The organism is Streptomyces flavofungini (assembly GCF_041028215.1).
Taxonomy (GTDB): Bacteria; Actinomycetota; Actinomycetes; order Streptomycetales; family Streptomycetaceae; genus Streptomyces; species Streptomyces flavofungini_B.
In genome coordinates this window covers 41,839-66,686 of record NZ_JASKYR010000001.1, presented here as the reverse complement: position 1 = coordinate 66,686, position 24,848 = coordinate 41,839, and the positions used below count along the sequence as shown (strand labels likewise).

The window sequence follows — 24,848 nt, the reverse complement described above, 5'->3', positions numbered from 1 at the left end:
GTCAGACGGCCACGCCGCCGTCGATCTGGAAGGTGGTGCCGGTGATGTAAGCGGCCCGGTCCGAGAGCAGGAAGGAGACCAGGTCGGCCACCTCGTGCGGCTCTCCGAACCGGCCCAGCGGAATGCGCCGGCGGAACTCCTCCCGCAGTTCGGCCGGCAGCTCCAGGACGGGGTCGGTGGCGACGAAGCCGGGCACGACCGCGTTGGCCCGGATTCCGTACCGGCCTGTCTCACGGGCCAGGGACTTGGTGAACCCGATGATCCCGGCCTTCGAGGCGGCGTAGTTGGTCTGCCCGGCGTTGCCGTGCAGACCGGCGATGGAGGACATCGTCACGATCGCACCGCGCCGGCGCTCGATCATCCCGTTGATGACGGTCCGGCAGACGTAATAGGTGCCGTCGAGGTTGACCCGCTGTACATCGCTCCAGTCGGCGTCCTCCATGGCGGCCAGCGGGCCGTCGCGCAGCACGGCCGCCGAGGTGACCACGGCGGAGACCGGGCCGAGTGTCTCCTCGGCCGCGTCGACGAACTCCTCCACCGCGAGGCTGTCGCCGACGTCGGTGCGGCGGAAGTACGTCCGCCGTCCCAGCGCGCCGATCTCCTCCGCGAGGCTCCGGGCGGCGGTCGAGTCGGAGGCGTAGCACACCGCCACGTCGAAGCCGTCCTTGGCGAGCCGCACCGCGACGGCGCGCCCGATGCCGCGTGAGCCGCCCGCCACCAGCGCCACCGGGGCCGCCTGCGCCGCCCCCGCCGGTTCGGCCGCGGTGCTCATGCCCTGCCCTCCCGGTCCTCCGTGGCCAGTTCCTCCGACACCAGCAGGCGGCGCAGCTCCTCTTCCACCTCGTCGTCGGTCAGCGCGGCGAGGGAGTCCAGGTCCGCCTCGGGCTCGGCGCGGCTGAGTACCTCGATGGCGTTCTCGAGCCGGTCCGCCGCCGGACGGGGGCCGGCCTCCAGCAGCGCGGCGGTGTGCGCGACGGTGGGCAGATCGAAGAAGGCCCGCAGGTCGAGTTCGGTGCCGAGCCGGTTCGTGAGCCGGGTGCCGATCTGGACCGCGGCCAGTGAGTGGCCGCCGAGGGCGAAGAAGTCGTCGTCGACGCCGATCCCCTCCACCCCGAGGATCTCCTGCCACACCTCGGCGACAACGCGCTCGCGGTCGGTGCGCGGGGCGATGCAGGGCGTGTCCAGCTCGGGGCGCGGGTGGCTGGCGCCGGGCGGGGCGAGCTGCTCCATCTCCCGCCGCAGCCGCTCCGGGGTCAGGGACCTGGCCAGCTCGCGTACGGCCGCGAAGTCCCGGTGGCTGACGACGACGTGGCCGGGCAGACCGGACGCGCCGAGGAGACGGGCGAAGACCTCCTTGCCCTCCTCCTCGGTGATCCCCTCGGCAAGGGTGCGCAGGACACCGGCGGGTTGCTCGTCCGCCGCCGGCGCGCTGCTGTCGACGGCAGGCTCGGCGGCGCGCAGGATCTGATCGCGCAGGGCCGCGGGGTCGTTGATCCGCTTGATGGTGAAGTCGGCGATGCGGGCCAGCAGCCGGCCGTCCGGGTCGAGGAGCTCGATGTCGCACGTACTGGTCTCGCCCGCGGAGTCGCCTGCGCCCTTCACCTCCACGTAGGCGTGGACGGTGCTGGTCAGGCCGTGGAAGAAGCGCAGGCTGCGATAGCTGAACGGCAGATAGTAGGTATCGGGTGCGTGGACCCGCGCGGTGCCGCCCGCGGCGTCGAGCAGCGCGGGGTGGAGCAGGTAGTCGTCGAGGTCGGCGTGGTAGGCGTCGTCGAGGCGGAGGGTGGCCATCACCCGCTGCGGACCGACCTGTATCTCGCGCATGCACTTCCAGCGCGGCCCGAAGGAGAACTCGATCGGCCCGCCCTTCTCGAACCGGTCCAGGCGCAGGCCGAGCCTGATGGCCTGCTCGGTGTCGAGCACCTTCGTCACGCCACAGTCGGCGAGCAGTTCGTCCAGGTCCCGCACGGTCTCCGGCGCCGCTTCGGGGAAGGCGACGGTGCCGCGCGCGTGATCGGTCCAGGCGCGGGCCCCGGGAGCGCCGGTCCGGCTCTGCACCGCGAAGTGCCACCGCCCGTCGCGTTCTTCGATGGTGGTGAAGACCTCTCGGCTCTGCCCGTCGGGTACGACGACGGGGATCATGTACTGCACGTCGCCGATCTCGATGTCCCGTCCGGCCGCCTGTTCGGCGACGGCGGCCCGTACCAGTTCCAGGTAGGCGGTGCCGGGGACGAGCCCGTGGTCCTGGATTCTGTGGTCCGCCACGATCCAGCTCTCCTCGGTGCTGAGGACCGTGCTGTAGGTGCGGGAGGTGGGGGTGGAGCGCACCAGGCGCCGCAGCAGCGGGTGACCGTCGAGCGGAGTGCCCGCGGAGTCCAGGCCGAACCGGGAGCCGAGACCGGCCGCCATACCCACATCACGCCAGGTGTCCCAGCCGACGGCCGTGACCGGCAGCCCGCTCTCACGGCGCTTGTGCTGCGCCCACGCGTCGAGGAAGGCATTGGCTGCCGCGTAGTCGCTCTGCCCGGGACCGCCCAGGACGGATGTCACCGAGGAGCAGAGGAGCATGAAGTCGAGCTCGTCCTCCCGGCAGACCTCGTCGAGAACGAGCACCCCGTGTGTCTTGGCGGCCAGGACCTGGGCGGCGTCGTCCGGTGTCTTGGTGACGATCATGCCCTGGGAGGGCAGGCCGGCTGCGTGCACCACACCATTGAGGGGCCCTCCCACCGCCCGCACCTCGCCGACCGCCCGGCGCATCTGCTCCTCATCGGTGACGTCGGCGCGCGGCAGGACCAGGCGGGCACCGAGCGACTGGAGGTGACGCAGCCGTTTGATGAGCACGCTGGTGGTGTCGGCGTCGTCGTGGGCGCTGAGGTAGGCGTCCCAGGTGCCGGGCGCCGGGAGCGCGGAGCGGCCGAGCAGACCGAGGACCGGCCGGTCGACCGAGGTGGCGATGTGCTCGGCGAGGGCGAGACCGACCCCGCCGAGACCGCCGGTGACGAGGTAGACGCCGTCGTCGCGCAGCGCGGTGCGCTCCTCCTTCCCACCGGCGACCCAGTCCACCCGGTCGAAGCCGCGGACCCATACGTGCCGTCCGCGCACCGCGAGTTCGGTGCCGGTGCCGGTTCCGGTGCCGTCGAGAGCCGTGAGGACGGTGTCGGCGGCCCGGCCCGCCGCGGCGCCGGTGATGTCCCAGACCCGGCACTGTGTGCCCGCGGTCTCCTGGGGGATCACCGTGGCCGCCCCGAGCAGAAGGGAGTTCTCGGGCTTCAGCGTCTCCTCGCCCGTGACGTCGAACACCCCCTCGCAGAGGACGTCGAGGGTGACCGGAGCGGGCAGCCGTACGGAGCCGAGGGCCTGGGCGAGAGCCAGGAGGCTGTCGAAGCCGGTGCGGCGCGCGGCGTCCAGCCGGGCGCGGACAGGCGCGGTGCCGTCCGTGGGCCCCTCGGCCGTGCTCCACAGGTGGACGAAGCGGATGCGCCGCCCGTCCCCGGCCGCGAAGGGAAGCGCGGCCACGGACGAGGCGAGCACCGACAGGTGGTCCCGGTCGGCGGGGTCCAGGGTCCAGGCGTGGTCGCCGTTCTGTGCCGGGCCGGTGCCGGCCGTGACGCGCACGACACGGTCTCCGGCCGCCACCAGACGGTCGGCGATGCCCTCACCGAGGGCGAGCTCCGCGCCCAGGACGACCCAGGTGTCGCCCGTGGCGGTGACCGCCTGCCGCTCCGGCAGGGCCAGGCGCTGCCAGACGGGAGCGTAGAACCAGTTGTCCGCGGGGACGTGGGCGGGTTCGGCGTCCCGCGGTGTGCCGGGGTGCCCGGAGGGCTCGATCCAGAAGCGCCGCCGCTGGAAGGGGTAGCCCGGCAGGGGCACGGGACGTGGACGGCCGGAGCCGAGGACGGACTCCCAGTCGACGTGCACACCTGCGCTCCAGACCGCCCCGAGACCGCTCAGCAGGTAGGCCTCGTCGCCGGTGCGTTCGCCCGGGTGGGGCAGGGAGCCCGCGACGGTGCGCGCGGGGGACCAGGACCGGTGGGCGCGCACGAAGTTCGCCAGGTTCTGACCGGGACCGGCCTCCAGCGGTACGAGGAAGGGGTCGGCGAGCAGCACGTCGAGCGCGTCGGAGAACCGGACCGGCTGACGCAGATGTGCGCCCCAGTACTCGGGGCTCGTCGCCTCCTCGTCGGTGATCCAGGTACCGGTGACGTTCGAGAGGAAGGGGATGGCCGGGGGATTCAGGGTGACGGTGCGGACCTCCTCGATGAACGGGGCGACGGCACCGTCCATGTCGGGGGAGTGGAAGGCGTGCGAGGTGTGCAGACGACGGCACCCCACCCCCTCGTTCTTGAGGCGCCGCTCGAAGGAGTCGACGGCCCCCGGATCGCCGGCGACCACGGTGAGCGCCGTGGAGTTGACGGCGGCGAGGGACAGGCCTTCGCCCAGCCGGGCGACGGTCTCCTCCTCCGGGAGGAAGACGCTGAGCATCGCGCCGGGCGGCATCTCCTGGACGAGGCGGCCGCGAGCCGCGACCAGGCGCACCGCGTCCCGCAGCGAGAACACGCCCGCCAGACAGGCGGCGACGTACTCACCGATGCTGTGCCCGGCCATGGCCCGGGGTTCGACACCCCAGGACTGCCACTGCCGGGCGAGCGCGTACTCGACGCAGAACAGCGCGCTCTGGGCGAACCGGGTCCGACGCAGCCGTTCGGCGCCGTGAGGATCGTCCGCGCCCAGCACCAGGGTGCGCAGATCCTCACCCAGGAACGGGGTGAACAGCTCGGCGCAGCGGTCGAACTCGGCGGCGAAGACGCCTCGCCGCTCGTACAGGCCGCGCGCCATGCCGGGGTACTGGGAGCCCTGGCCGGGAAAGAGGAACGCGACCGGCGCGTCGTCCGCGGCAGCTGCCGGGGGCGGGCCCTGTGCCAGCCGGCGCAGCGCGGAGACCGCCTCGTCGCCACTGCGGGCGACGACGGCAGCACGGTGGTCGAACTGGGCCCGGCGGCGGGCCAGGGTGTGGGCGACGGCGTCCAGGGGGAGGTCCGCGGCACTCTCCAGCCGGTCGGCCAGCCGCCCGGCGGCCTCGGCGAGCGCGGATGCCGACTTCGCCGAGAGCGGCAGCAGGCGGGTCCGCGCGGCGTCGTCGGCCCCTTCATGGGGTTGGGCCGGTTCCTCGGCTGGAGCCTCCTCCAGGACCACGTGGACATTCGTGCCGCCGATGCCGAAGGAGCTGACACCGGCCCGGCGGGGCTCGTCCTCACGCGGCCAGGCACGCAGCGCGGTGTTCACGTAGAACGGTCCGGACTCCAGCTTCAGGCCGGGGTTGGGCCGCTCCCAGTGCAGGGTCGGCGGGATCGCCTCGTGCTTGAGGGAGAGAGCCGCCTTGATGAGTCCGGTGACGCCCGCGGCCGCGTCGAGGTGACCGAGGTTGCTCTTGACCGAGCCGATCGCACAGTGGTCACCGCCGTCGGAGCCCGCGCCGTAGGCACGCGTGAGAGCGGCCAGCTCGATGGGGTCGCCGAGCGGTGTGCCGGTGCCGTGGGTCTCGACATAGCCGACGGTGGCGGGGTCGACGCCGGCCAGCTCCAGCGCCTCGGTCACGACCTCGGCCTGGCCGTCGACACTCGGCGCGGTGTAACCGGCCTTCAGGGAACCGTCGTTGTTGGCGGCCGTGGCCAGGATGACCGCGTCGACGCCGTCACCGTCGGCCCGCGCGTCGGCGAGGCGGCGCAGGACGACGATGCCGGCGCCGTTGCCGGGCACGGTCCCTTGCGCGTCGGCGTCGAAGGCCCGGCAGGTCCCGTCCGGGGAGAGGATGCCGCCGGGTTCGTGCAGGTATCCGGCGCGCAGCGGGGCGCTCACGGACACGCCGCCGGCCAGGGCGATGTCGCACTCGCCGCTGATCAGGCTCTGGCAGGCCAGGTGCACCGCAGACAGGGAGGTGGAGCAGGCTGTCTGCACGGTGATCGCGGGACCCCTGAGGTCCAGCTTGTACGCGGTACGCGTGGCCAGGAAGTCCTTGTCCGAGGCGAGCATCACCTGGTACATGCCGGACGTGTCCAGCACCTGCTGGTTGTTCATGAGGTTGAACAGCAGGTAGGTGTTGAGGCCCGCGCCCGCGAAGACGCCGATGCGGCCGTCGAAGCGGGCCGGGTCGACCCCGGCGGACTCCAGCGCGTGCCACGCGCATTCGAGGAAGACGCGGTGCTGGGGATCGAGGAGCTCGGCCTCGCGAGGGCTGAAGCCGAAGAAGCCCTCGTCGAACAGGTCGGCGTCGTCCAGTGCGCCCTTGGCCCTGACGTAGTCCGCGCGGGCGAGGGAAGCGGGGTCGACGCCGGCTTCGGCGAGGTCCTCATCGGTGAGGGCGGTGATGCCCTCGCGGCCCTGCGCGAGGTTGTTCCAGAGGGTCTCCACGTCGCCGGCGCCGGGGAAGCGGCCCGCCATGCCGATGATGGCGACGCGATCGAGGGCCTGGTCCTGGTCCTGGTCCTGGTGGTGCTGTGACACGTGGATCACCTGTCTCCGCGAGAGGAAGCCCGGCGTTCGGCCGCCTGTTGCCGCCGGTTACGGGACTGACGTCGGTTGTGTGCGCGTTGCCTGGCGCTCCGGCCGGCGGTGTCGGGGGCGTTGCCGGGGCCGCCGAGGCGGGCGGCGAGGGATTCGACCGTGGGGTGCTGGAACAGCTCGACCATGGTCAGGTCGTGGCCGAGCTCGCTGGCGAGCCCGGTCCGGAACTCGGCCATGAGCAGGGAGTGCCCGCCGAGGTCGAAGAAGTTGTCGCGCAGCCCCACGCGCTCGACCCCCAGCAGACCGCGCCACATCTCGGCGAGCGTCTGCTGCAGCCCGGCCCCGGGGGCGATGAACCGGGGCCCGAGGTCCGGTCGTCCTGTCCGCGGCGCCGGCAGGGCCTTGCGGTCCGTCTTGCCGCTGGGGGTCAGCGGCAGGGCGTCCAGCACGGTGAAGGATGACGGGACCATGTACTCCGGAAGGTGCTCGCGCAGATGGGCGCTGAGCTCGGCTCCGGGCGCGGTGCCGGCCGCGGGAGTGACGTAGGCGGCCAGACGGACGTCACCGGGGGAGAACTCGTGGGTGATGACGACCGCTTCGCGCACGGCGGCGTGCCGGGTCAGCACGGCCTCGATCTCGCCCAGTTCGAGCCGCTGACCGCGGAGCTTGACCTGGTGGTCGAGACGGCCGAGGAACTCCAGCGCGCCGTCCGGGCGGTGCCGGGCCAGATCGCCGGTGCGGTAGATGCGGGCGCCGGAGACGAACGGGTCGTCCGTGAAGCGCTCGGCGGTCAGCTCCGGGCGGCCGAGATAGCCGCGGGCCAGCCCCCGGCCCCCGATGCACAGTTCTCCGGGGACTCCGGCGGGAACGGGCCGGTCGTGGCGGTCCAGCACGTACACGCGGGTGTTGGCGATGGGATGGCCGATGGGCACCGGGCGGGGGTCGTCCTGTGGGCGGCAGTGCCAGGCGGTGACGTCGATGGCGGCCTCCGTCGGGCCGTACAGATTGTGCAGCTCCGCCGAGTACAGGGCGAGGAAGCGGTCGTGCAGATCACGCGGGAGCTCCTCACCACTGCAGAAGACGCGCCGCAGAGGCGCCGAGCGCTCCGGCGGCTCGGCGAGGAAGAGCCGCAGCATCGACGGCACGAAGTGGATCGTGGTGATCCGCTCCGCGGCGATCGTGGCGGCCAGGTAGGCGGTGTCGCGGTGCCCGTCGGGCCGGGCCATCACGAGGACGGCGCCGCTCATGAGAGGCCAGAAGAACTCCCACACCGACACGTCGAAGGAGAAGGGAGTCTTCTGCAGCACCCGGTCGGAGGAGTCCAGGCCGTAGGCGTCCTGCATCCACAGCAGCCGGTTGCGCAGGGCGGCGTGCACGTTCATCACGCCCTTGGGCCGGCCCGTCGATCCGGAGGTGAAGATGACGTACGCCAGGTCCTCGCCGTGCACGCCCGCGTCCGGATCGTCCGGGGAGTGTGCCGCCAGGTCGCCGGCGAGCTCCTCCATCCGCAGGACGGGGCAGCCGAGCTCGGGCAGGTGGCCGTCCGGGCCCTCGTGGGTGAGCACCAAGGGGGGCCGGGCGTCCTCGACGATCGCGGCCAGCCGGGCGGGCGGCAGGCCGGTGTCGAGGGGGACATACGCGCCGCCGGCCTTGAGGACGGCGAGCAGGGCGATGACGAGTTCCAGCGAGCGTTCCATGGCCACACCGACCAGGACGTCACGGCCCACGCCGCGCCCGCGCAGCAGGTGGGCGAGGCGGTTGGCCCGCTCGTTCAGCTCGCTGTAGGTCAGCGAGGCGCCCGCGTACCGGACGGCTTCGGCCTCCGGGGTGCGGCGCGCCTGCCGCTCGACGCACTCGTGCACCAGGCCCTCGGACCACTGCCGGTCAGTGGCGTTCAGCTCCTCCAGGAGGTGGTGGCGTTCCTCTCCCGGCAGAAGGTCCAGGCCGTGGACGGGGGCGTCGGGACGGGCGACGATCTGCTCGACCAGGTGGCGGAAGTGACCGGCGAGGCGCACGACGGTCTCCTCGTCGAAGAGATCGCGGTCGTACTCGAACCAGCCGGTGAGGCCGCCGTCCGTGTCGAAGGCCTGAAGTTCCAGATCGAAGCGCGCACCTTCACTGCGGACCGGCAGCCGGGTGAGGCGGGCACCGGCCATGGCCAGCGTCGGCACCGGCTCCCGGCCGTAGCTGAAGCTGACCTGGTATATCGGGGGGCGGCTGAGGTCACGGGGGGTGTTGCGGTCGGCGACGATCAGCTCGAAGGGAATGTCCTGGTGGGCGTAGGCGCCGAGACAGGCGTCGCGGACCCGGGTGAGGACCGCTTCGAAGCCGGGACCGCCGGACAGGTCCGTTCTGATGGGCAGGGTGTTGACGAAGTAGCCGATGAGCGGTTCGACCTCGGCGTGCCCGCGCAGCGCGGTCGGCACGCCGACGACGATGTCGTCCTGACCGGTGTAGCGGTGCAGCAGGATCTTGAAGGCGGTGAGCAGCGCCATGTACGGCGTCGCACCGTGCCGTTTGGCCAGCGCGGCCAGTTCACCGACCAGAGCGGGCGGCAGGTCGACGGGGACCGAGCCCCCCTTGAAGCCCTGGACGGGCGGGCGGGGACGGTCGGTGGGCAGGTCGAGCACGGCTGGAGCGCCGGCGAGGTGCTCGCGCCAGTAGGCAAGGCCCCGCTGCCAGTCGGCCTGACCGGTCTGCTGCTGCTGCCACGAGGCGAAGTCCCCGTACTGGATGGCGAGTTCGGGCAGGGAGGAGGGCCGGCCCGCGGCGAACGCCTCGTACAGCTCGGACAGTTCATTGAGGAAGACGGCTATGGACCAGCGATCCGAAACGAGATGGTGCATGGCGACGACGAGCACCGACCGGTCGGGACCGGTGCGCAGCAGCCGCACCCGCAGCAGGGGGCCGGTGTCGATGTCGAAAGGTTCGGCGAGGGCGTCGTCGATCCACTTCTGGTGATCGGCGTCCGTATGGCACGGGCCGCTGAGATCGGTCTCGGGGACATCGACGGCGAGGTGGTGGTGGACGATCTGGACCGGGGTTCCGGCACGCGGCTGGAAGGTGGTGCGCAGCGCCTCGTGACGGCGGACGATCTCTGCGACGGCGCGACGCAGCAGGCCGCTGTCGAGCGGGCCTTCCACACGCACCGCACCGGGCACGATGTAGCCGGGATTGCGGGGCCGGAGCTGTTCGAGGAACCAGGTGCCGCGCTGCAGGACGGCCAGCGGGAAGGTGACCTCGGCCGAGCGTTCGGCGAGCAGGGCGTCGAACCGGGCCCGCTCCTCAGGGGGGAGGGCGGCGAGGCGCCCGGCGAGATCGTCGCTCACGACTGCTTCTCCCGGGTCACAAGGGCCGCGGAACCGGTCAGCTCGTCGAGGAGTGCCGTGGCGGCATCGACGGCCCGGGGCAGGCGCTGGATCGCAGCCGGTGCCCCGGAGCCGTCGTGCCCTGTGCCCGTCAGGCCGCCGCCACCGGTCGTGGCGAGCTCCCTGACGATGCCCTCGGCGACGCTCGCGATGGTCGCGCCGCCGAGGAAGTCGGTGATCCGCAGGGTCAGGCCGAGCCTGCTCTGGATCTCGTTGCGCAGCTCGACGGCCATGAGGGAGTCCAGGCCGAAGCCGGTCAGCGGCTCGTCCACGCCGACGTCGGTGGAGACGGAGCCGAGGACGTCCTTGACGCTGAGCACGAACTGGGCGCGCAGGGTGTCCAGACGCTCGGATTCACTCAGCTCCAGCAGCTCGGCCGCCGTGGGGATACGGCTCGCCCGGCGCCGGCCGCGGGAGGAGCGGCGGGCACGGCGGTCGCCGGAGCCGCTCCCGGCCGACGGCTCGCCCGCCTCCCCGGCCGGCGCCGTCGCTGTGCCGTCCCACGGGCGCGGAGGCTGCCAGCACCGGACCGGATCGAAGGGGTAGGTGGGCACGGCCGTCCTGACGCGGGTGTAGTCGCGGTCGAAGCCCGTCCAGTCGATGGGGGCGCCGGCCGTGTACAGCTCGGCGACCGTGCCGAGCAGGACATCCCAGTCGTCCTGCTGGGGCCGCAGGCTGGGCAGGAGCAGGTCCTCGTGGCCGGGCGGAAGGGCGTCGCTGATCACCCCCAGCAGGGTGGGGGCGGGGCCCACCTCGACGAAGATGCGGTGCCCCATGGACCGCAGGGTCCGCACCCCGTCGGTGAACCGGACGGTTCCCCGGACGTGCCGGCACCAGTAGTCGGGATCCGGCGCCTCGTCCCAGGACCACAGCTCGCCGGTGACGTTGGAGACCAGGGGGATGCGCGGGGCGGTGAAGGAGATCCGCCGTGCGGCGCGGCGCAGCGGTTCGAGGACCGGGTCCATCAAGGGGGAATGTCCGGCCGAGGCGATGTGCAGCCGCTTGGTCTTGACCCCGCGGGCGCCGAACGCGGCGCACACGGCGTCGACGAGATCGCTGTCGCCGGAGACCGCTATGTTCGCGGGGCCGTTGACCGCGGCGATGGCGATCCGCCCCGGATGCGCGGCGAGCTCCGTGGCGACCTCCTCCTCGGAAGCGAAGACCGCGGCCATGCTGCCGGGGAGCGAGAACTCCTGGATGAGGCGCGCGCGCTCCACCGCGAAGGCCAGGCCGTCCCGCAGGGACATGGCACCCGCCACACAGGCCGCGACGCACTCGCCGAAGCTGTGACCGAGCACGGCGGCGGGCGTGATGCCCCAGGAACGCCACAGCTCGGCCATGGCGTACTCGACGACGAACGTCGCGGGCTGGGCGTAGGCGGTGTCGTTGATCCGCCGGTCGTCGGGGTCGTCGGGAAACAGGACGGACAGCAGCGGTAGATCCAGCAGCGGGCGCAGGATCTCGGCACACTCATCGACCGCACGCCGGAAGGTGGGTTGCGTGTCGTACAGTCCGCGGGCCATTCCGGGGCGCTGGGCTCCCTGGCCCGTGAAGACGAACACGACCTCGGGGCTGTCGCCCTCCCCGCGCACGAGGCCCGAAGGCTCCTCGCCGTCCACGAAGGCCCTGAGCCGGTCGGCGACCTCCTGCCGGCCGGTGCCGATGGCGGCGAGCCGGTGGCGGAAGTGGGAGCGGCCCGTGCCCGCCGCGTGGCACACGTCCGCCAGCGGGGTGTCGTCGGCGGTGAGGCGTTCGGCGTAGCGGCCGGCGAGCGCGGTCAGCGCGCTCTCGCTGCGGGCTGACAGCGCCAGCACCGAGGCGGGCCTGCGGTCGTCCGGGGCGGGCGGCGCCGGTGCCGCGGGCGCCTCTTCCAGAATCAGGTGGACGTTGGTGCCGCTGAGCCCGAAGCTGCTCACCGCGGCCGTCCGGCGGCCGTCGGTGTGCGGCCACGGCGTCACGGCGGTGGGCACCTGGAAGGTCGTGCCGTCGAAGGAGATGTTGGAGTTGAGCCGGTCGAAGTGGAGGTTCGGGGGGATCTCGCCGCGGTCCAGGCAGACGGCGGCCTTGATGAGGCCGGCGATGCCCGCCGCCGCCTCCAGGTGACCGATGTTGGTCTTGACGGCGCCGAGGTAGACCGGTGATCCGTGGTCACGGCCGTACACATCGGCGAGGGCCTCGGCCTCGATGGGGTCTCCGAGGCGGGTGCCGGTGCCGTGGGTCTCGATGTAGCCGACCTGATCGGCGGTCACCCCGGCCGCCCGCAGCGCACGCTCGAAGACATCACGCTGCGCGGCGCCGTTCGGTGCCGTGATGCCCGCGCTGCGGCCGTCCTGGTTGACCGCACTGCCGCGTACGACCGCGAGGACGCGGTCCTTGTCGCGCACGGCGTCGGACAGCCGCTTGAGCACGACCACACCGCAGCCCTCGCCGCGCACATAGCCGTCGGCGCTGTCGGAGAAGGTCCTGGCGCGGCCCTGCCGGGACACCGAGCCGAACTGTGACTGGGAGATCATCAGCATCGGCGAGAGCACCACGTTCACACCGCCGGCCAGGGCCATGTCGCATTCACCGAGCCGCAGGCTCTGACAGGCCTGGTGGACGGCCAGCAGCGAGGCGGAGCAGGCGGAGTCGACGGCGAGGTTCGGGCCGCGCAGGTCGAGGAGGTAGGCGATACGGGCCGGGATGAAGGACATCGCGGCCCCGGAACTCGTGTACGCGCTGACATCGTCGGGGTGGCGCAGCTGGGCGGTGATGTAGTCCCAGGAAGCCGCGCCCATGAACACTCCGGTGCGGCTGCCGGCCAGCCCCGACGGCGCCTGCCCGGCGTTCTCCAGGGCTTCCCAGCACACGCGCAGGCTCAGCCGCTGGGCCGGGTCCATCGCCACGGCCTCGCGCTGGGAGATGCCGAAGAAGTCGTGGTCGAAGTGGTCGAGATCGTCGAGAAACGCACCGGCCCGGGTGTAGATCTTCCCCGGCTTCCCGGCTTCCTCGTCGTAGAACGACTCGTGGTCCCACCGCCCGGCGGGTATCTCCCCCACCGCGTCGGTGGCCTGCGCCAGCATCTGCCAGTAGGAGGCGGTGTCGGTGACGCCGCCGGGGAGGCGGCAGCCGGTACCCACGATGGCGACGGGCTCGGCATGTGCCCGCTCGTACTGCGCCACCTGCTGCTGGATGCGCTCCATCGTCAGATAGGCGCGCTTGAGCGTGTCGGCCGCTGTCAGGTCCTGTCCCGGAGTCATCGCTGGGCCCCCTCGTCGATCTGTGTGGTCTTGGCCATCAGGAGTGCTTCAAGTTGTGCGGCGGACAGGGCATCGAGGTCCACGGACGTGTCCGGGGCGCTCCCGCCGGCGCTCCCGGTGCCCGGCCGGCCCTCGTCCGGGTGCCGGTCCGCCTCGAGCGCGATCTCCATCCGGTCGGCGAGGTAGGGCACAAGAGCGTCGAGGGTGGGGAAGCGCCAGGTGACGGTGGAGGGCAGCTTGACGCGCAGTGATGCCTCCAGCGACTTGCGCAGTTCCAGGGAGAGCAGCGAGTCGAATCCCATGCCGGTGAGGGGGGCGCTGGTGTCGATCCTGGCGGGGTCGGCCCCGAGGACGTGGGCGGCGACCGTCCGGCAGTGCTCGGTCAGTACGGCCCTGCGGCGGCGGCCCGGTTCGACCGCGAGCATCGAACGCCGTATCTCATCCCGTGGGTCCGCGGCGCTCTCCGCCTGCTCGGCGTGGTCCTCGACGAGCGTGCGCAGCAGGCCGCCGCCATGGTGGTCGCGGACCTTCGCGCGGTCCAGGGGCAGGACGCACACCTGGGCGGCGGAGCTGCTCAGCACACGGTCGAGGGCGGCGATGCCCTTCTCGGGACTGATGCTCTCGATGCCGCGGGCGGCCAGGGCCCCGCCGCGTTCGGGGCGGGCGGCGAGCCCGATCTCCGCCCAGGGCCCCCAGTCGATGCTCAGCGCGGGCAGGCCGAGGGAGCGCCGGTGGTGGGCCAGTGTGTCGACGAAGGCGCTCGCCGCGGCGTAGTTGCCCTGGCTGGCCGAGCCGAGTACGGCGGCGGCCGAGGAGTACAGCACGAAGAAGTCGAGGTCACGGCCGAGGGTGGCCTGGTGCAGATGCCAGGCCGCGGCCGATTTCGGACCGGAGACCGACCGGAACCGTTCCTGGTCCAGTCCGGTGAGCAGGCCGTCGTCGAGAACGCCCGCGGCGTGCACGACGCCCGCCAGCGGAGGCAGGGAGCGGTCCAGGCGGTCCAGTACGTCATCCACCGCACCGCGTACGGACAGGTCGGCGGCGACCACCACCACCTCGGCCCGGCCGCGCAGCGCGGCGAGGGCTTGTTCGGCCCGTGGCCCGGGGGCGCTGCGGCCGGCCAGGACCAGGTGCCGGGCCCCCCGCTCCACCAGGTAGCGCGCCGTCTCCAGACCGAGCGCGCCGAGCCCGCCGGTGATCAGATAGGTGCCCGAGGGACGTACGGGCGCGGCGCCCACCGCAGTGGTCACCGGTTCACGCGCCGCCGGCACCAGGACGAGCTTTCCGGTGTGACGGGCCTTGGCCATCGCGGTGAAGGCGGCGGGGGCGTCGCCGAAGGTGTGCGTGGTGACGGGCAGGGCCGTGAACTCGCCGCGGCCGAACCCCTCCAGGACGTCGGCGAACAGGTCCGCGACCCGGGTCGGGTCCTCACGGATGGTCTGTTCGAGGTCGACGGCGAGGAAGGCCCGGTTGTCCTTGAAGAACTCCAGGCCGATGGGGCTGTTGTCGTAGATATCGCGTTTGCCGATCTCCACGAAGCGCCCGCCGGGTGCCACCAGTTCCAGGGAGCGGACCAGTGTCTCGCCGGAGGCGGAGTTGAGGACCACATCGATCCCGCGGCCGTCGGTGAGCGCCCTGATCTCGTCGGCGAAATCGAGGGTGCGGGAGTCCATCACATGCTCGACACCCAGGCCGCGCAGCAGCTCGCGCTTGGGCGCCGTGCCGGCGGTGGCGAAGACCCGGGCACCGCGGCGGCGCGCGACCTGGAGTGCGGCCAGGCCGACACCGCCGGTCGCGGAGTGGATGAGGACGCTCTCACCCTCGCCCAGCCGTGCCAGCCGTTCCAGGCCGTGCACGGCGGTGAGGAAGGCGATCGGCAGAGCAGCGGCCTGCTCGTCGTCGAGGCCCGCGGGAGCCGCGGCGACCAGACGCGCGTCCAGGGTGATGAAGGCCGCCATGCTGCCGGGTGCGGCAGCGATGACGCGGTCGCCCACCCGGAGCTCGGTGACGCCGTCACCGACGGCGACGATCCGGCCGGCGCATTCGGCGCCGAGGGGGACGGTTCCTTCCGCGCCGGGGTAGGAATCGAGGGCCTTGAGTACGTCACTGAAGTTCAGGCCCGCGGCGGTGACCTCGACCTCGACCTGGCCCGGGGCCGGCGCGGTGCGGTGCCACCACGTGGGGCGCAGGCTCGTGAGGCTGCCGGGACGGGCGGCCAGCAGATGGTGATTGCCGTCGCGGGCGGCGTCGAAGTCCCATGCCGGGCGCGGGCGCTGGGCATCACCGGTGTGCTGCCAGGGCCGCAGGGCGGGTGTCAGCCGGGCGGTGCCCCGCAGGGCTGCCTGGTCGTCGTCGGATCCCAGCACCTCGGCGAGCAGCAGGCCGGCCTCCTCCGCGGGCCTGGCCGGGTCCAGGTCGATGACGGAGCCGCGCAGTTCGGTGTGTTCCAGTGCGATCACCCGGGCCAGGCCCCACAAGGGGGCGTGCCCGACGTTCAGCTCGTCCCCGTCGGCGACGTGCTGGGCGCCCCGGGTGAGCAGGACGAGGCGGGGGGCGGGGTCCTGTCCGGCCAGGGTGAGTTCCTGCACGAGATGGAGAACCGGCAGGCAGGCGTCCCCGGTCGCGCTCCCCGGGACCCCGTCGCCGCCGTCCTCGGGCGGGCCGGTGTCGAGGGACGAGGCGTGCACGATCCCGTCCGGGCGGATGCCCGAGGCGGCGAGATCAGCCAGCAGGGCGGCGATGTCCTCCCGGCTGCCGGGATCGAGTTCGTAGTGGTCGGCGCCGAGCTTTCGGTAGGCCGGTCCAGGGGTGACGGTCCGGCAGGTGGCGCCGTGCGCGCGCAGTGCGTCGGTGAGGTCGGCGATGGTGCGGCCCCGGTCGGCGAAGAGGAGCCAGTCGCCCGGCACCCGGCCGGGGGCGACAGGGGGCGCGGGGCGCCAGACGAGATCGAGCAGGGCCTCGTCACGCGGGTCCGGGGTCTCGGCGGGGTCCAGACGCCGCAGGGTGATGCCGGTGATCTCACCCACGACGACGCCCTCGGCGTCGTACAGCACCACGCGGGCACCGGTGATCGTATCGGCGGCGGGGTGCGGCGCGGTGACGGCGGCGTGCGCCCAGCGGGGGCCGGCCTGGTCGCCGAGGAGCGTGAAGCCACCGACGGCCACCGGCACGTACGTCGCGCTCAGGGGCTGGTCCTGGGCGTCGAGGGCGGCGCTGAGGACCTGCAGGGCACTGTCCAGGACGACCGGGTGCACGGGGTGCTTCCCGCGGTCGGCGGTCAGGGCGCTGCGCTCCCGCAGCCGGGCCACCGCCTCGGCCCGGCCCTGCCACAGCTCCTCGATGCCCTGGAATGCGGGCCCGTAGGCCAGCCCGGCGCGGCGCAGGGCGGTGTAGTGCTCCTCAGCCGGGACCGACGTGGCGCAGCGCGCGCGGAGGGCGGCGAGAGGCTCGGCGGTGCCGGCGGGAGCCGCGCGGCGCAGGCCCGCCGAGGCGGCTTCGGCCCACTCCTCCCCGGCACCGGACCGGGTGAACAGCTTCACCGAGGCGGTGTCGGCGGTCGCGGGCACCAGGGCCAGCTGCAACGTGGCCTCGTCGGCTTGTTCGGGCAGTACGGAGAGCCGGGTGAAGGCGACATCGTGCAGGACGGCGCCGTCGCCGAGGTGGGTGCGCGCGGCGGCGAGTGCCGCGTCCATCATGAGGGCGGCGGGCAGCACGGCGCTGCCGCCGACCTGGTGGTCCCGCAGGTAGGGGAAGTCCGCGAGGTCCACCGGGGCCGACCAGTGCACGGCGTGGGGTGTGAGCGCCGACTCGGTGCGTGCCCTGAGGACCGGGTGGCCCCGGTGGGCGGACCGGTGCGCCGGACGCTCCTCGCGCCAACTGCGGTGGTGCTGCCAGGGGTAGGTCGGCAAGTCGGCCATCGGCCCCGCGGGACCGTGCACCCGTGCCCAGTCGACCTGGTGGCCGGCGGTGTACAGGCGGCCGAGTTCGGCGAGCACCGTGGCCCGCCCCGGCTGGTCGCGGCGGAGGGACGACACCGCGACACCGCCCTCGTACGCGGCGAGGCGCTCGGTGACGGCGTCGGTGAGCATCGGGTGCGGTGACACCTCGACGAAGACGTTGTGGCCGGTGTCGGCAAGCGTGGTGACGGCGGTGTCGAAGAGCACGGGACGGGTGAGGTTGGCGGCCCAGTACCCGGCGTCGAGCCGGTCACCGGGGACGAATTCGCCGGTGCCCGTGGAGATCATCGGGATGGTGGTGGGCCCGGGCCGCAAGGGTGCGAGGACCCGCCCCAGTTCCGAGGCGACGGGCTCCATCAGGGGGCAGTGGGAGGCGAACCCCACGGACTCCAGGACCTTGCAGTAGAGACCGTCGTCGGCCAGCGACTTGGCGAACTCGACCAGGGCGTCGTTCGCACCCGAGAAGACCGTGGAGCCCGGGCTGTTGGCGGCGGCGATCCACACCGGCCCCGGGTCGCGCTCGGCCAGCAGGGTGCGGGCCTCCTCCAGGGAGACGCCCGCGACGGCCATCCGGCCCTTGCCGGTGGCGGCGTGCAGCACGGTGCCGCGGTGGAGGGCGATCAGCAGGGCGTCCTCCAGCGAGACCGCACCAGCCACATGAGCGGCGGCGATCTCACCCACACTGTGCCCGACCAGGGCGGCCGGCTCGACGCCCCAGGAGCGCCACAGGGCGGCGAGCGCGACCTGGACGGCGACGAGAGCGGGCTGGCCGACCGCGGTGTCCAGCAGCCGGGAGCGGGCCGGGTCCGCCGCGAGCTCCTCCAGCAGTGACCAGTCGGTGTGGCGGCGCAACAGGGTGTCGGCTCGTTCCAGAGCGGCGCGGAAGACCCGTTCTCCCGCGAGGTCGCCGGTGAGCAGCCCGGCGGCCAGCGGCCACCAGCGGGGCCCCTGTCCGGAGAAGACGAACACCGGTTTGGACTGCGTCCCGGCCCGGCGCACCCCGGTACTGAGCCCGGAGGCACCTTCCCCGCGGCCGAACGCGGCCAGGCCGGCCCGCAGTTCGGCGGCGTCGGCGCCCACACAGGCCAGCCGGTGCTCATGGTGGGTGCGGCGGACGGCGGCTGCGGCCGTGAAGGCCCGAACCGGCGTGCCGGCGGTGAGCCTGTCGGCGTAGCGGGCGGCGAGATCACGAAGGGCCTGCTCGTCCCGGGCGGAGACGGCCAGCAGTGTGGAGCCCCCGGTCGCGGAGCCGGTGGGCGCGGCCGGCGGCGGAGGTTCCTCCACCACCAGGTGGGCGTTGGTGCCGCCGAAACCGAAGGAGCTGACGCCGGCCAGCGCCGGACCGGCCGTGCCGGGCCACGGCTGACGGGTGTGGGCGACGCGGAGCGGGAGGTCGTCGAAGGGGATGTGCGGGTTGGGCACACGGTAGTGGAGGGTCGGCGGCACCGAGCGGTGGCGGACCATGAGGGCGGTCTTGATCAGCCCGCCGATCCCCGCGGCGGCCTCCATGTGGCCGAGGTTGGACTTCACCGAGCCGATCAGGCAGGGCCGGTCCGGGGCGCGGCCCTCGCCGAGCACTGCGCCCAGGGCCTTGGCCTCGATGGGGTCACCGAGGATGGTTCCGGTGCCGTGCGCCTCCACGTAATCGATGTCCGCGGCCCGCACCCCGGCCTTGGCGTGGGCGGCACGCACCACGGCCTCCTGGGCCTTGGGGTTGGGCGCCATCAGCCCGTTGCTCGCCCCGTCCTGGTTGACGGCACCGCCCCGGATCACGGCGTGTACCGGGTCGCCGTCGGCCAGGGCCCGGCTGAGCGGCTTGAGGATCACCACGCCGGCGCCCTCGGAGCGCACATAACCGTCGGCGCTCGCGTCGAACGGCTTGCAGCGGCCCTCGGCGGACATGACGCCCGCCTTGCTGAAGTTGATGGCGAACGCGGGGGAGAGCACCAGGTTGACGCCGCCGGCGACGGCCAGGTCGCAGTCGCCGCGGTGCAGGCTCGCGCACGCCTGGAGCACGGCGACGAGTGAGGAGGAGCAGGCGGAGTCGACGGCCATGCTGGGACCGCGCAGATCCAGCAGGTACGAGAGCCGGTTCGCGGCGATGCTCAGAGCGCTGCCGGTACCGGTGTAGGCGTTGATGGCGTCGAGCTCGCTCAGCTGGCCGGTGGCGTGGTCGAACGTGGAGATGCCGATGAACACGCCGGTCTGCGAGCCGGACAGCGACCCGGTGGGCACGCCCGCGTTCTCCAGTGCCTCGAAGGACACCTCCGCGAGCAGCCGCTGCTGGGGGTCCATGCGGGCGGCTTCCTGCTGCGAGATGCCGAAGAAGTCCGAGTCGAACAGGTCGACACCCTCCACGAATCCGCCCCAGCGGCTGGTGGTGCGCCCGGGGGCCTCGGGATCGTCGTCGGTGAACTCCTCGGTGCTCCACCGGTCGGCGGGCACCTCGGTGACCGCGTCGCGGCCCTCGCTCAGCAGTCGCCAGAAGCTGTCCGGTCCGTCCACGCCGCCGGGGAAGCGGCAGCCGATCCCGATGATGGCGACCGGCTCGTCCGCGCCCGGCCCGGTGGCCCCGGGGGAGGAGGTGGCGGATGCCGGCGCGGTGAGCGTGGTCGCGGGCTCGGTGGTGCCGGGCACCGGGGGGCCGGAGGCCGTGCCCGCCAGGTGGGCGGCGAGCTTGGCGGCGGTGGGGTGTTCCCAGACGACGCCGGGCTCCAGGGAGATGTCGAAGCGGCGCTCCAGCTCGCCCACCAGCGCGACGAGTTCGACGGAGCGCAGGCCGAATCCGGCGAAGGGCAGGTCGGGATCGATCAAGGCCGCCTTGCGGCCGGTCGCGGCGGCCAGTGCCTCGCGCAGCCATGCCGTGACCTCCGTGGCGTCCAGTGCGGGACGTGCCGGAACGCCCTCGTCCGCGCCCGGCGCCGCCCGGTCCGCCGGGCCCGGCTCCGCCTCGTCCGCGCGCCACAGCGTGAGCGGCTGCGCGTCGCCCGCCAGCAGGGCGTCGAGGCAGGCCGCGCGCTGCAGCTTGCCGCTGGAGGTCTTCGGAACCGTGCCGGTCCTGGCCAGCGCGACGATGTAGGGCTGCAGGCCGTGTTCGCGGACGACCTCGGTACGTATCGCCTCGATGACCCGCGCGCGGTCCTCGGGGGAGCGGCTGCCGCGGTACTCCTGCACGAGGATCAGCCGCTCCTCGCCGTCGATCTCGCGCGCGCCGGCCACACCGCAGCCTTCCCGCAGGCCCGGATCGGCGCTCTCGACGGTGCGCTCGATGTCCTGGGGGTAGTGGTTGCGGCCCGCGACGATCACGACGTCCTTGATGCGGCCGGTGACGTAGATCTGGTCGCCGTCGGCGAAACCGAGGTCACCGGTGCGCAGGAACGGCCCCTCCCCGGTGTCGAGACGGGCGCGGAAGGTCTCCTCGGTGGCTTCGGGCCGACGCCAGTAGCCTCGCGCGACGCTCGGTCCCGCGACCCACAGTTCGCCCACCCGCCCGGGGGGCAGCGCGGCACGGGTCCGCGGGTCCACGACGACGACCTGCTGGTCGCGGAACGAGATGCCGCAACTGGGCAGGTTGCGTGCCGCCTCGTCCGGCCCCGCGTTCTCGGCGGCGCCGGCCAGCAGCGGCTCGGGACGCAGGTCGCGGTGGACGGGTTCGGTGGCCGGGTCCCCGGTGGACACCACCAGGGTGGCCTCGGCCAGTCCGTAGGACGGGGCGTGGGTGGTGGGCCGGAAACCGCACTCGGCGAACGTGCGGGAGAACCGGTCCATGGTCTGCTTGCGCACCGGCTCGGCCCCGTTGAGGGCGACACGCCACGTACTCAAGTCCAGTGTCCGCCGGTCCTGTTCGGTCACCTTGGCCACGGCGAGGTCGTAGGCGAAGTTCGGGGCGGGGCTCGCGGTCGCGCCGGTGTCGGAGATCGCCCGAAGCCAGCGCAGCGGCCGTTTAAGGAACGAGTACGGGGACATGAAGGTGACCGGGTATCCGCCGTACGCCGGGGTGAGCAGGCCCATGATCAGCCCGAGGTCGTGGAAGGGCGGCAGCCAGCTCACCATGTGCTGGTCGGGGTCGTTGCCGAAGAACTGCCGGTTCATCTCCGAGATGTTGTGCATCAGGTTGCCGTGGCTGACCATGACGCCCTTGGGACTGCTGGTGGAGCCGGAGGTGTACTGCAGGAACGCCAGGTCGTCGCGGGTCGTGCCGGGGGCGCGCCAGCCGTCGGCGGCGGCGGTGTCGAGGTCGTCGACGGCGAGCCACACGATGTTCCGCAGCGCCGGGGCGTGTTCGGCGAAGCGGTCCACCAGGGCGATCGTCGCGGCTGGGGCGAGGACCACCGCCGTTTCGGCGTCCTGCACGATGGCGGTCAGGCGCGGCAGGGTGCGCATCGGGAACGCCGGGTCCGGCGGGTAGACGGGCACGGCGACGACATCGGCGTAGAGGCAGGCGAAGAACGAGGTGACATAGTCCAGCCCGGCCGGGCACATGATCAGGGCCCGCTCCCCGGCGGGGAAGCGTTCCTGCAGTGCCGCGGCGATCGTGCGGGCCCTCAGGTCCAGGTCGGCGTTGACGAGAGCCTGCGGCTCGCCCTCGCCGTCCACGAGAAAGCGGAAGATCTGCTCCTGTGCGTGCTCGCCCAAGACTGTGCGGAAATGGTCGACAAGCGATCGTGCGTCCCGGCCCGGCATTCCGACCGTCCTCTCCATGCTGAAAACCTGCGTGAGCTCTTACGGAAATGGGCGGACCGGCCGCGAATTTCGTGATGCGGATGCCGCGATTGAGGCGCTTCAAACGCCAGGCGTGGGACCGTGGCCCGGATGTGCGATCCGCCGCTGCCGGCGGAGGAGCCGTTCCGAGAAGGGAATCGAGAAGCGGGTTTCCGGCGTCCGGGGTGCGGTGGCCGGAGGGGTGGCGCGGAATTGATATCCAGAATTCCGGCTGATTTCCCGTTCGATTTCCGCTATTCGTCGGTCAGCATCCAACAGATTGCCTCGGACCGTCAAGAAACGTTCGGCGTGCGGAACCGGTTGATGGCCGGCTCGTGCCGGGACCGCAACACGGCGTCAGTGACGCCCAGGCCCTCCTCGGGAGCCAGGCACAGCACTCCGACCTTGCCCTGGTGCAGATTGTGGTGCACGTCGTGGACCGCTTGGGCCGTGCCGTCGAGAGGCACCACCTGCGAGAGGGTGGGGTGCACCTGCCCCTTGGCGATGAGGCGGTTGGCCTCCCACGCCTCGCGGTAGTTCGCGAAATGGGTGCCGACGATCCGCTTGAGGTGCATCCAGAGATACCGGTTGTCAAAGGTGTGCTCGTAACCGGAGGTGGAGGCGCAGGTGACGATCGTGCCGCCGCGGCGGGCCACGTACACGCTCGCGCCGAAGGTCTCGCGCCCCGGGTGTTCGAAGACGATGTCGGGATCCTCACCCCCGGTCAGCTCCCTGATGCGAGCCCCGAACCGGCGCCACTCACCCACGTCCTGTGTGTGCTCGTCCTTCCAGAAGCGGTAGCCCTCGGCGCTCCGGTCGATCACCAGCTCCGCGCCCATCCGGCGGCACACCTCGGCCTTCTGTGGGCTGGACACCACGCACACCGGTGTCGCCCCGCCGTTGAGGGCGAGCTGGGTGGCGTAGGAGCCGAGACCGCCGGAGGCACCCCAGATGAGCACGGTGTCCCCCTGTTTGAGCCGGGCGCCGTTGGCGGAGACCAGCTGCCGGTACGCGGTCGAGTTCACCAGCCCCGAGGCGGCCGCCTCCTCCCAGCTGAGGTGGCGCGGCTTGGGCATGAGCTGGTTGGCCTTGACCAGCGCCAGTTCGGCGAGTCCGCCGAAGTTGGTCTCGAATCCCCAGATCCGCTGCTCGGGGTCGAGCATGGTGTCGGAGTGTCCGTCGGGGTGGTCCAGTTCCACGGACAGGCAGTGCGCCACCACCTCGGCCCCGGGCTGCCAGCCCGTCACGCCCTCGCCGCAGCGCAGCACGACGCCGGACAGGTCCGACCCCAGCACGTGGTAGGGCAGGTCGTGCCGGGCCGCCTGGGGCGAGGTGCGGCCGTAGCGGGAGAGGAAGCCGAATGTCGGCAGCGGTTCGAAGATCGACGACCAGACCGTGTTGTGGTTGATCCCGCTGGCCATCACCGCCACCAGCACCTCGCCCGCGGCCGGTTCGGGGGTGGCCACCTCCTCCAGATGCAGCGACCTGCGCGGGTCCTTGTCCCGGCTCGCCAGCCCCTCGAACATCGCTGTCTCATCGGCGTGCAGCACCACTCCTCGGTAGAACTCGGGCACCGGCAAGTGCGCCACTTCATCGAGTTCACCCGCGCAGATCGCATCAAGGATCTTCTGCATTGTCTCCGGGCCTCTTTCCGGCTCAGTCCGTGAAAAATGGACGCGATGTGACTGGCATTTCCGCGCAGTAGAATCCAGGGCCGCCTTGCCGAGTCGTGGAGGCAAGTGCGGGGTGAATGCTGGCACTTGTCTCGTGACCTAGTCCAGCGGTGAACCGTTCGGTCGCGCGGCGCCCGAGGCAATTCGACGTCGGGATGTCCGGCCGCGTTCAACCGGATAATTCGGCCAGTTGAACGCCCGGAGTGGCTCAAAGGCGCTGACTGGAGCCCGGCTGGAGGAACGGACGAGACCGGCTCCAGGCGTGCCGCCAAGGCGTTTCCGGGCAGGGCACCCGGGAATCGGGGGCTGAGCGGGGACCGGACGCGCGAACAGGAAGCTGGGGTGATTCCGTGCCGTGTTCAAGTGGCCGAACAGGCCGGTTGAACTTCTGGGAGGGGTGCCATCTCCCGCCTGCCGCAGGGCATCAGGGATTTCCCCGAGCCGGGTCTCAGGGATGTCCCCGATGCCGGATGCCTTTCGTCCGCTTACCGTGAGCCACGCGGGCGGCCAGAAGTTCCGGCGGCGCCTCGCACTCATCGTCCGCACAGAAAACATAGCGCTCGCCCGCTTTCTCGGGCCGGGTGATCAGACCGAGGAGGAACTCGTGACCGACAGCGATACCAAAGGTTTTCTGCAGAGGGCGAACATGCGTACCACCGCCGGTGGCTGGACAACCCGCCGTGTCACGTCCGTCGTGGTCGGCGCGTTCCTCGCTCTCATCGCCCTGACGGTCGTCGGCGTCGGCGGCACGGCCGTGTACTACGCCTCGAAGGACGACGGCTACATCGACCTGGGAACCAGCAAGTACGCGCACCGCACCGATACGTACGCGATGACCAGCGAGAGCTGGCGCGCCGACAAGGAGCTGGGAGGTCTCTACGACGACCTCCGGATCACCTTCGAGCCGGACCGCGACTCCGACGCGGTGTTCATCGGCCTCGCCGACAAGCAGCAGATGCGCCAGTACCTGGACGGCGTGCAGCACGTGACCATCCATGACTCCAGCGACAAGGGCGACACCGAGAGCAAGCACCCGGGCGGCACCCCGAAGACGGAGCCCGCCCAGGCCGACGGATGGATCGCCAAGGCCAGCGGTGAAGGAGCCCAGACGCTGGACTGGCCGGTGAAGGCCGGTGACGTCACCGCGGTCGCCATGCGGGCCGATGGGTCGCGCGGACCGTCCGGCCACGTGACCGTGGCAGCGAAGATCGGATGGCTGCCCTGGATCGGCGCCGCGTCGCTGGTCGCCGGTCTGCTTCTGCTCGTCGGATCGGTGCTGCTGATCGTGCGGCCGCTGCGCAGGGCGCGGGGGCGGGCTGCCTGACCACGGCGGCGGATGGGCGTTCGAGGCGCAGGCACGGGCATCCCCCGGCCTGCGCCTCACTGTTGTCCGGGCCGGCCGCGACCGGG

The 24,848-nt window shown here is 72.3% G+C and carries 7 protein-coding genes; 1 reads left to right on the top strand and 6 read right to left on the bottom strand.

Annotation, left to right across the window (positions count from 1 at the left end; genetic code table 11):
• Nucleotide 1: 1 nt before the first annotated feature.
• From fabG to ccrA, 6 genes are all read right to left on the bottom strand, one after another.
• Nucleotides 2-772, bottom strand: a complete 771-nt coding sequence (fabG, locus tag AB8Z36_RS00185) for a 3-oxoacyl-ACP reductase FabG (RefSeq protein ID WP_369211094.1) — start codon at nt 770-772, stop codon at nt 2-4.
• Entirely contained in the window at nt 769-6,501 is a 5,733-nt protein-coding gene (locus tag AB8Z36_RS00180) for a type I polyketide synthase (RefSeq protein WP_369211093.1), read from the bottom strand. The genes fabG and AB8Z36_RS00180 overlap by 4 nt, the downstream gene beginning before the upstream one ends.
• Nucleotides 6,502-6,506: 5 nt before the next feature.
• Nucleotides 6,507-9,830 (bottom strand): non-ribosomal peptide synthetase, encoded by a 3,324-nt coding sequence (locus AB8Z36_RS00175; RefSeq protein ID WP_369211092.1) that lies wholly within the window; start codon nt 9,828-9,830, stop codon nt 6,507-6,509.
• Nucleotides 9,827-13,108: a type I polyketide synthase gene (locus AB8Z36_RS00170; RefSeq protein WP_369211091.1), complete on the bottom strand. Its 3,282-nt coding sequence runs from the start codon at nt 13,106-13,108 to the stop codon at nt 9,827-9,829. Before AB8Z36_RS00170 ends, AB8Z36_RS00175 begins: the two co-directional genes overlap by 4 nt.
• A complete protein-coding gene (locus tag AB8Z36_RS00165) occupies nt 13,105-21,699 on the bottom strand; it encodes an SDR family NAD(P)-dependent oxidoreductase (RefSeq protein ID WP_369211090.1) in 8,595 nt (2,864 codons plus the stop codon). Before AB8Z36_RS00165 ends, AB8Z36_RS00170 begins: the two co-directional genes overlap by 4 nt.
• A 359-nt stretch (nt 21,700-22,058) precedes the next feature.
• Complete coding sequence (ccrA, locus tag AB8Z36_RS00160) at nt 22,059-23,399, bottom strand: crotonyl-CoA carboxylase/reductase (protein WP_369211089.1); 1,341 nt, start codon at nt 23,397-23,399, stop codon at nt 22,059-22,061.
• 685 nt (nt 23,400-24,084) lie between these two features.
• Here ccrA and AB8Z36_RS00155 point away from each other — a divergent pair.
• Nucleotides 24,085-24,762 (top strand): hypothetical protein, encoded by a 678-nt coding sequence (locus AB8Z36_RS00155; RefSeq protein WP_369211088.1) that lies wholly within the window; start codon nt 24,085-24,087, stop codon nt 24,760-24,762.
• The last annotated feature ends 86 nt before the right edge of the window (nt 24,763-24,848 follow it).

What these genes read in the sequence shown, in the direction of transcription:
- fabG (WP_369211094.1), bottom strand. Translation starts at nt 772, where the DNA reads ATGAGCACCGCGGCCGAACCGGCGGGGGCGGCGCAGGCGGCCCCGGTG.
- AB8Z36_RS00170 (WP_369211091.1), bottom strand. Translation starts at nt 13,108, where the DNA reads ATGACTCCGGGACAGGACCTGACAGCGGCCGACACGCTCAAGCGCGCC.
- ccrA (WP_369211089.1), bottom strand. Translation starts at nt 23,399, where the DNA reads ATGCAGAAGATCCTTGATGCGATCTGCGCGGGTGAACTCGATGAAGTG.
- AB8Z36_RS00155 (WP_369211088.1), top strand. Translation starts at nt 24,085, where the DNA reads ATGCGTACCACCGCCGGTGGCTGGACAACCCGCCGTGTCACGTCCGTC.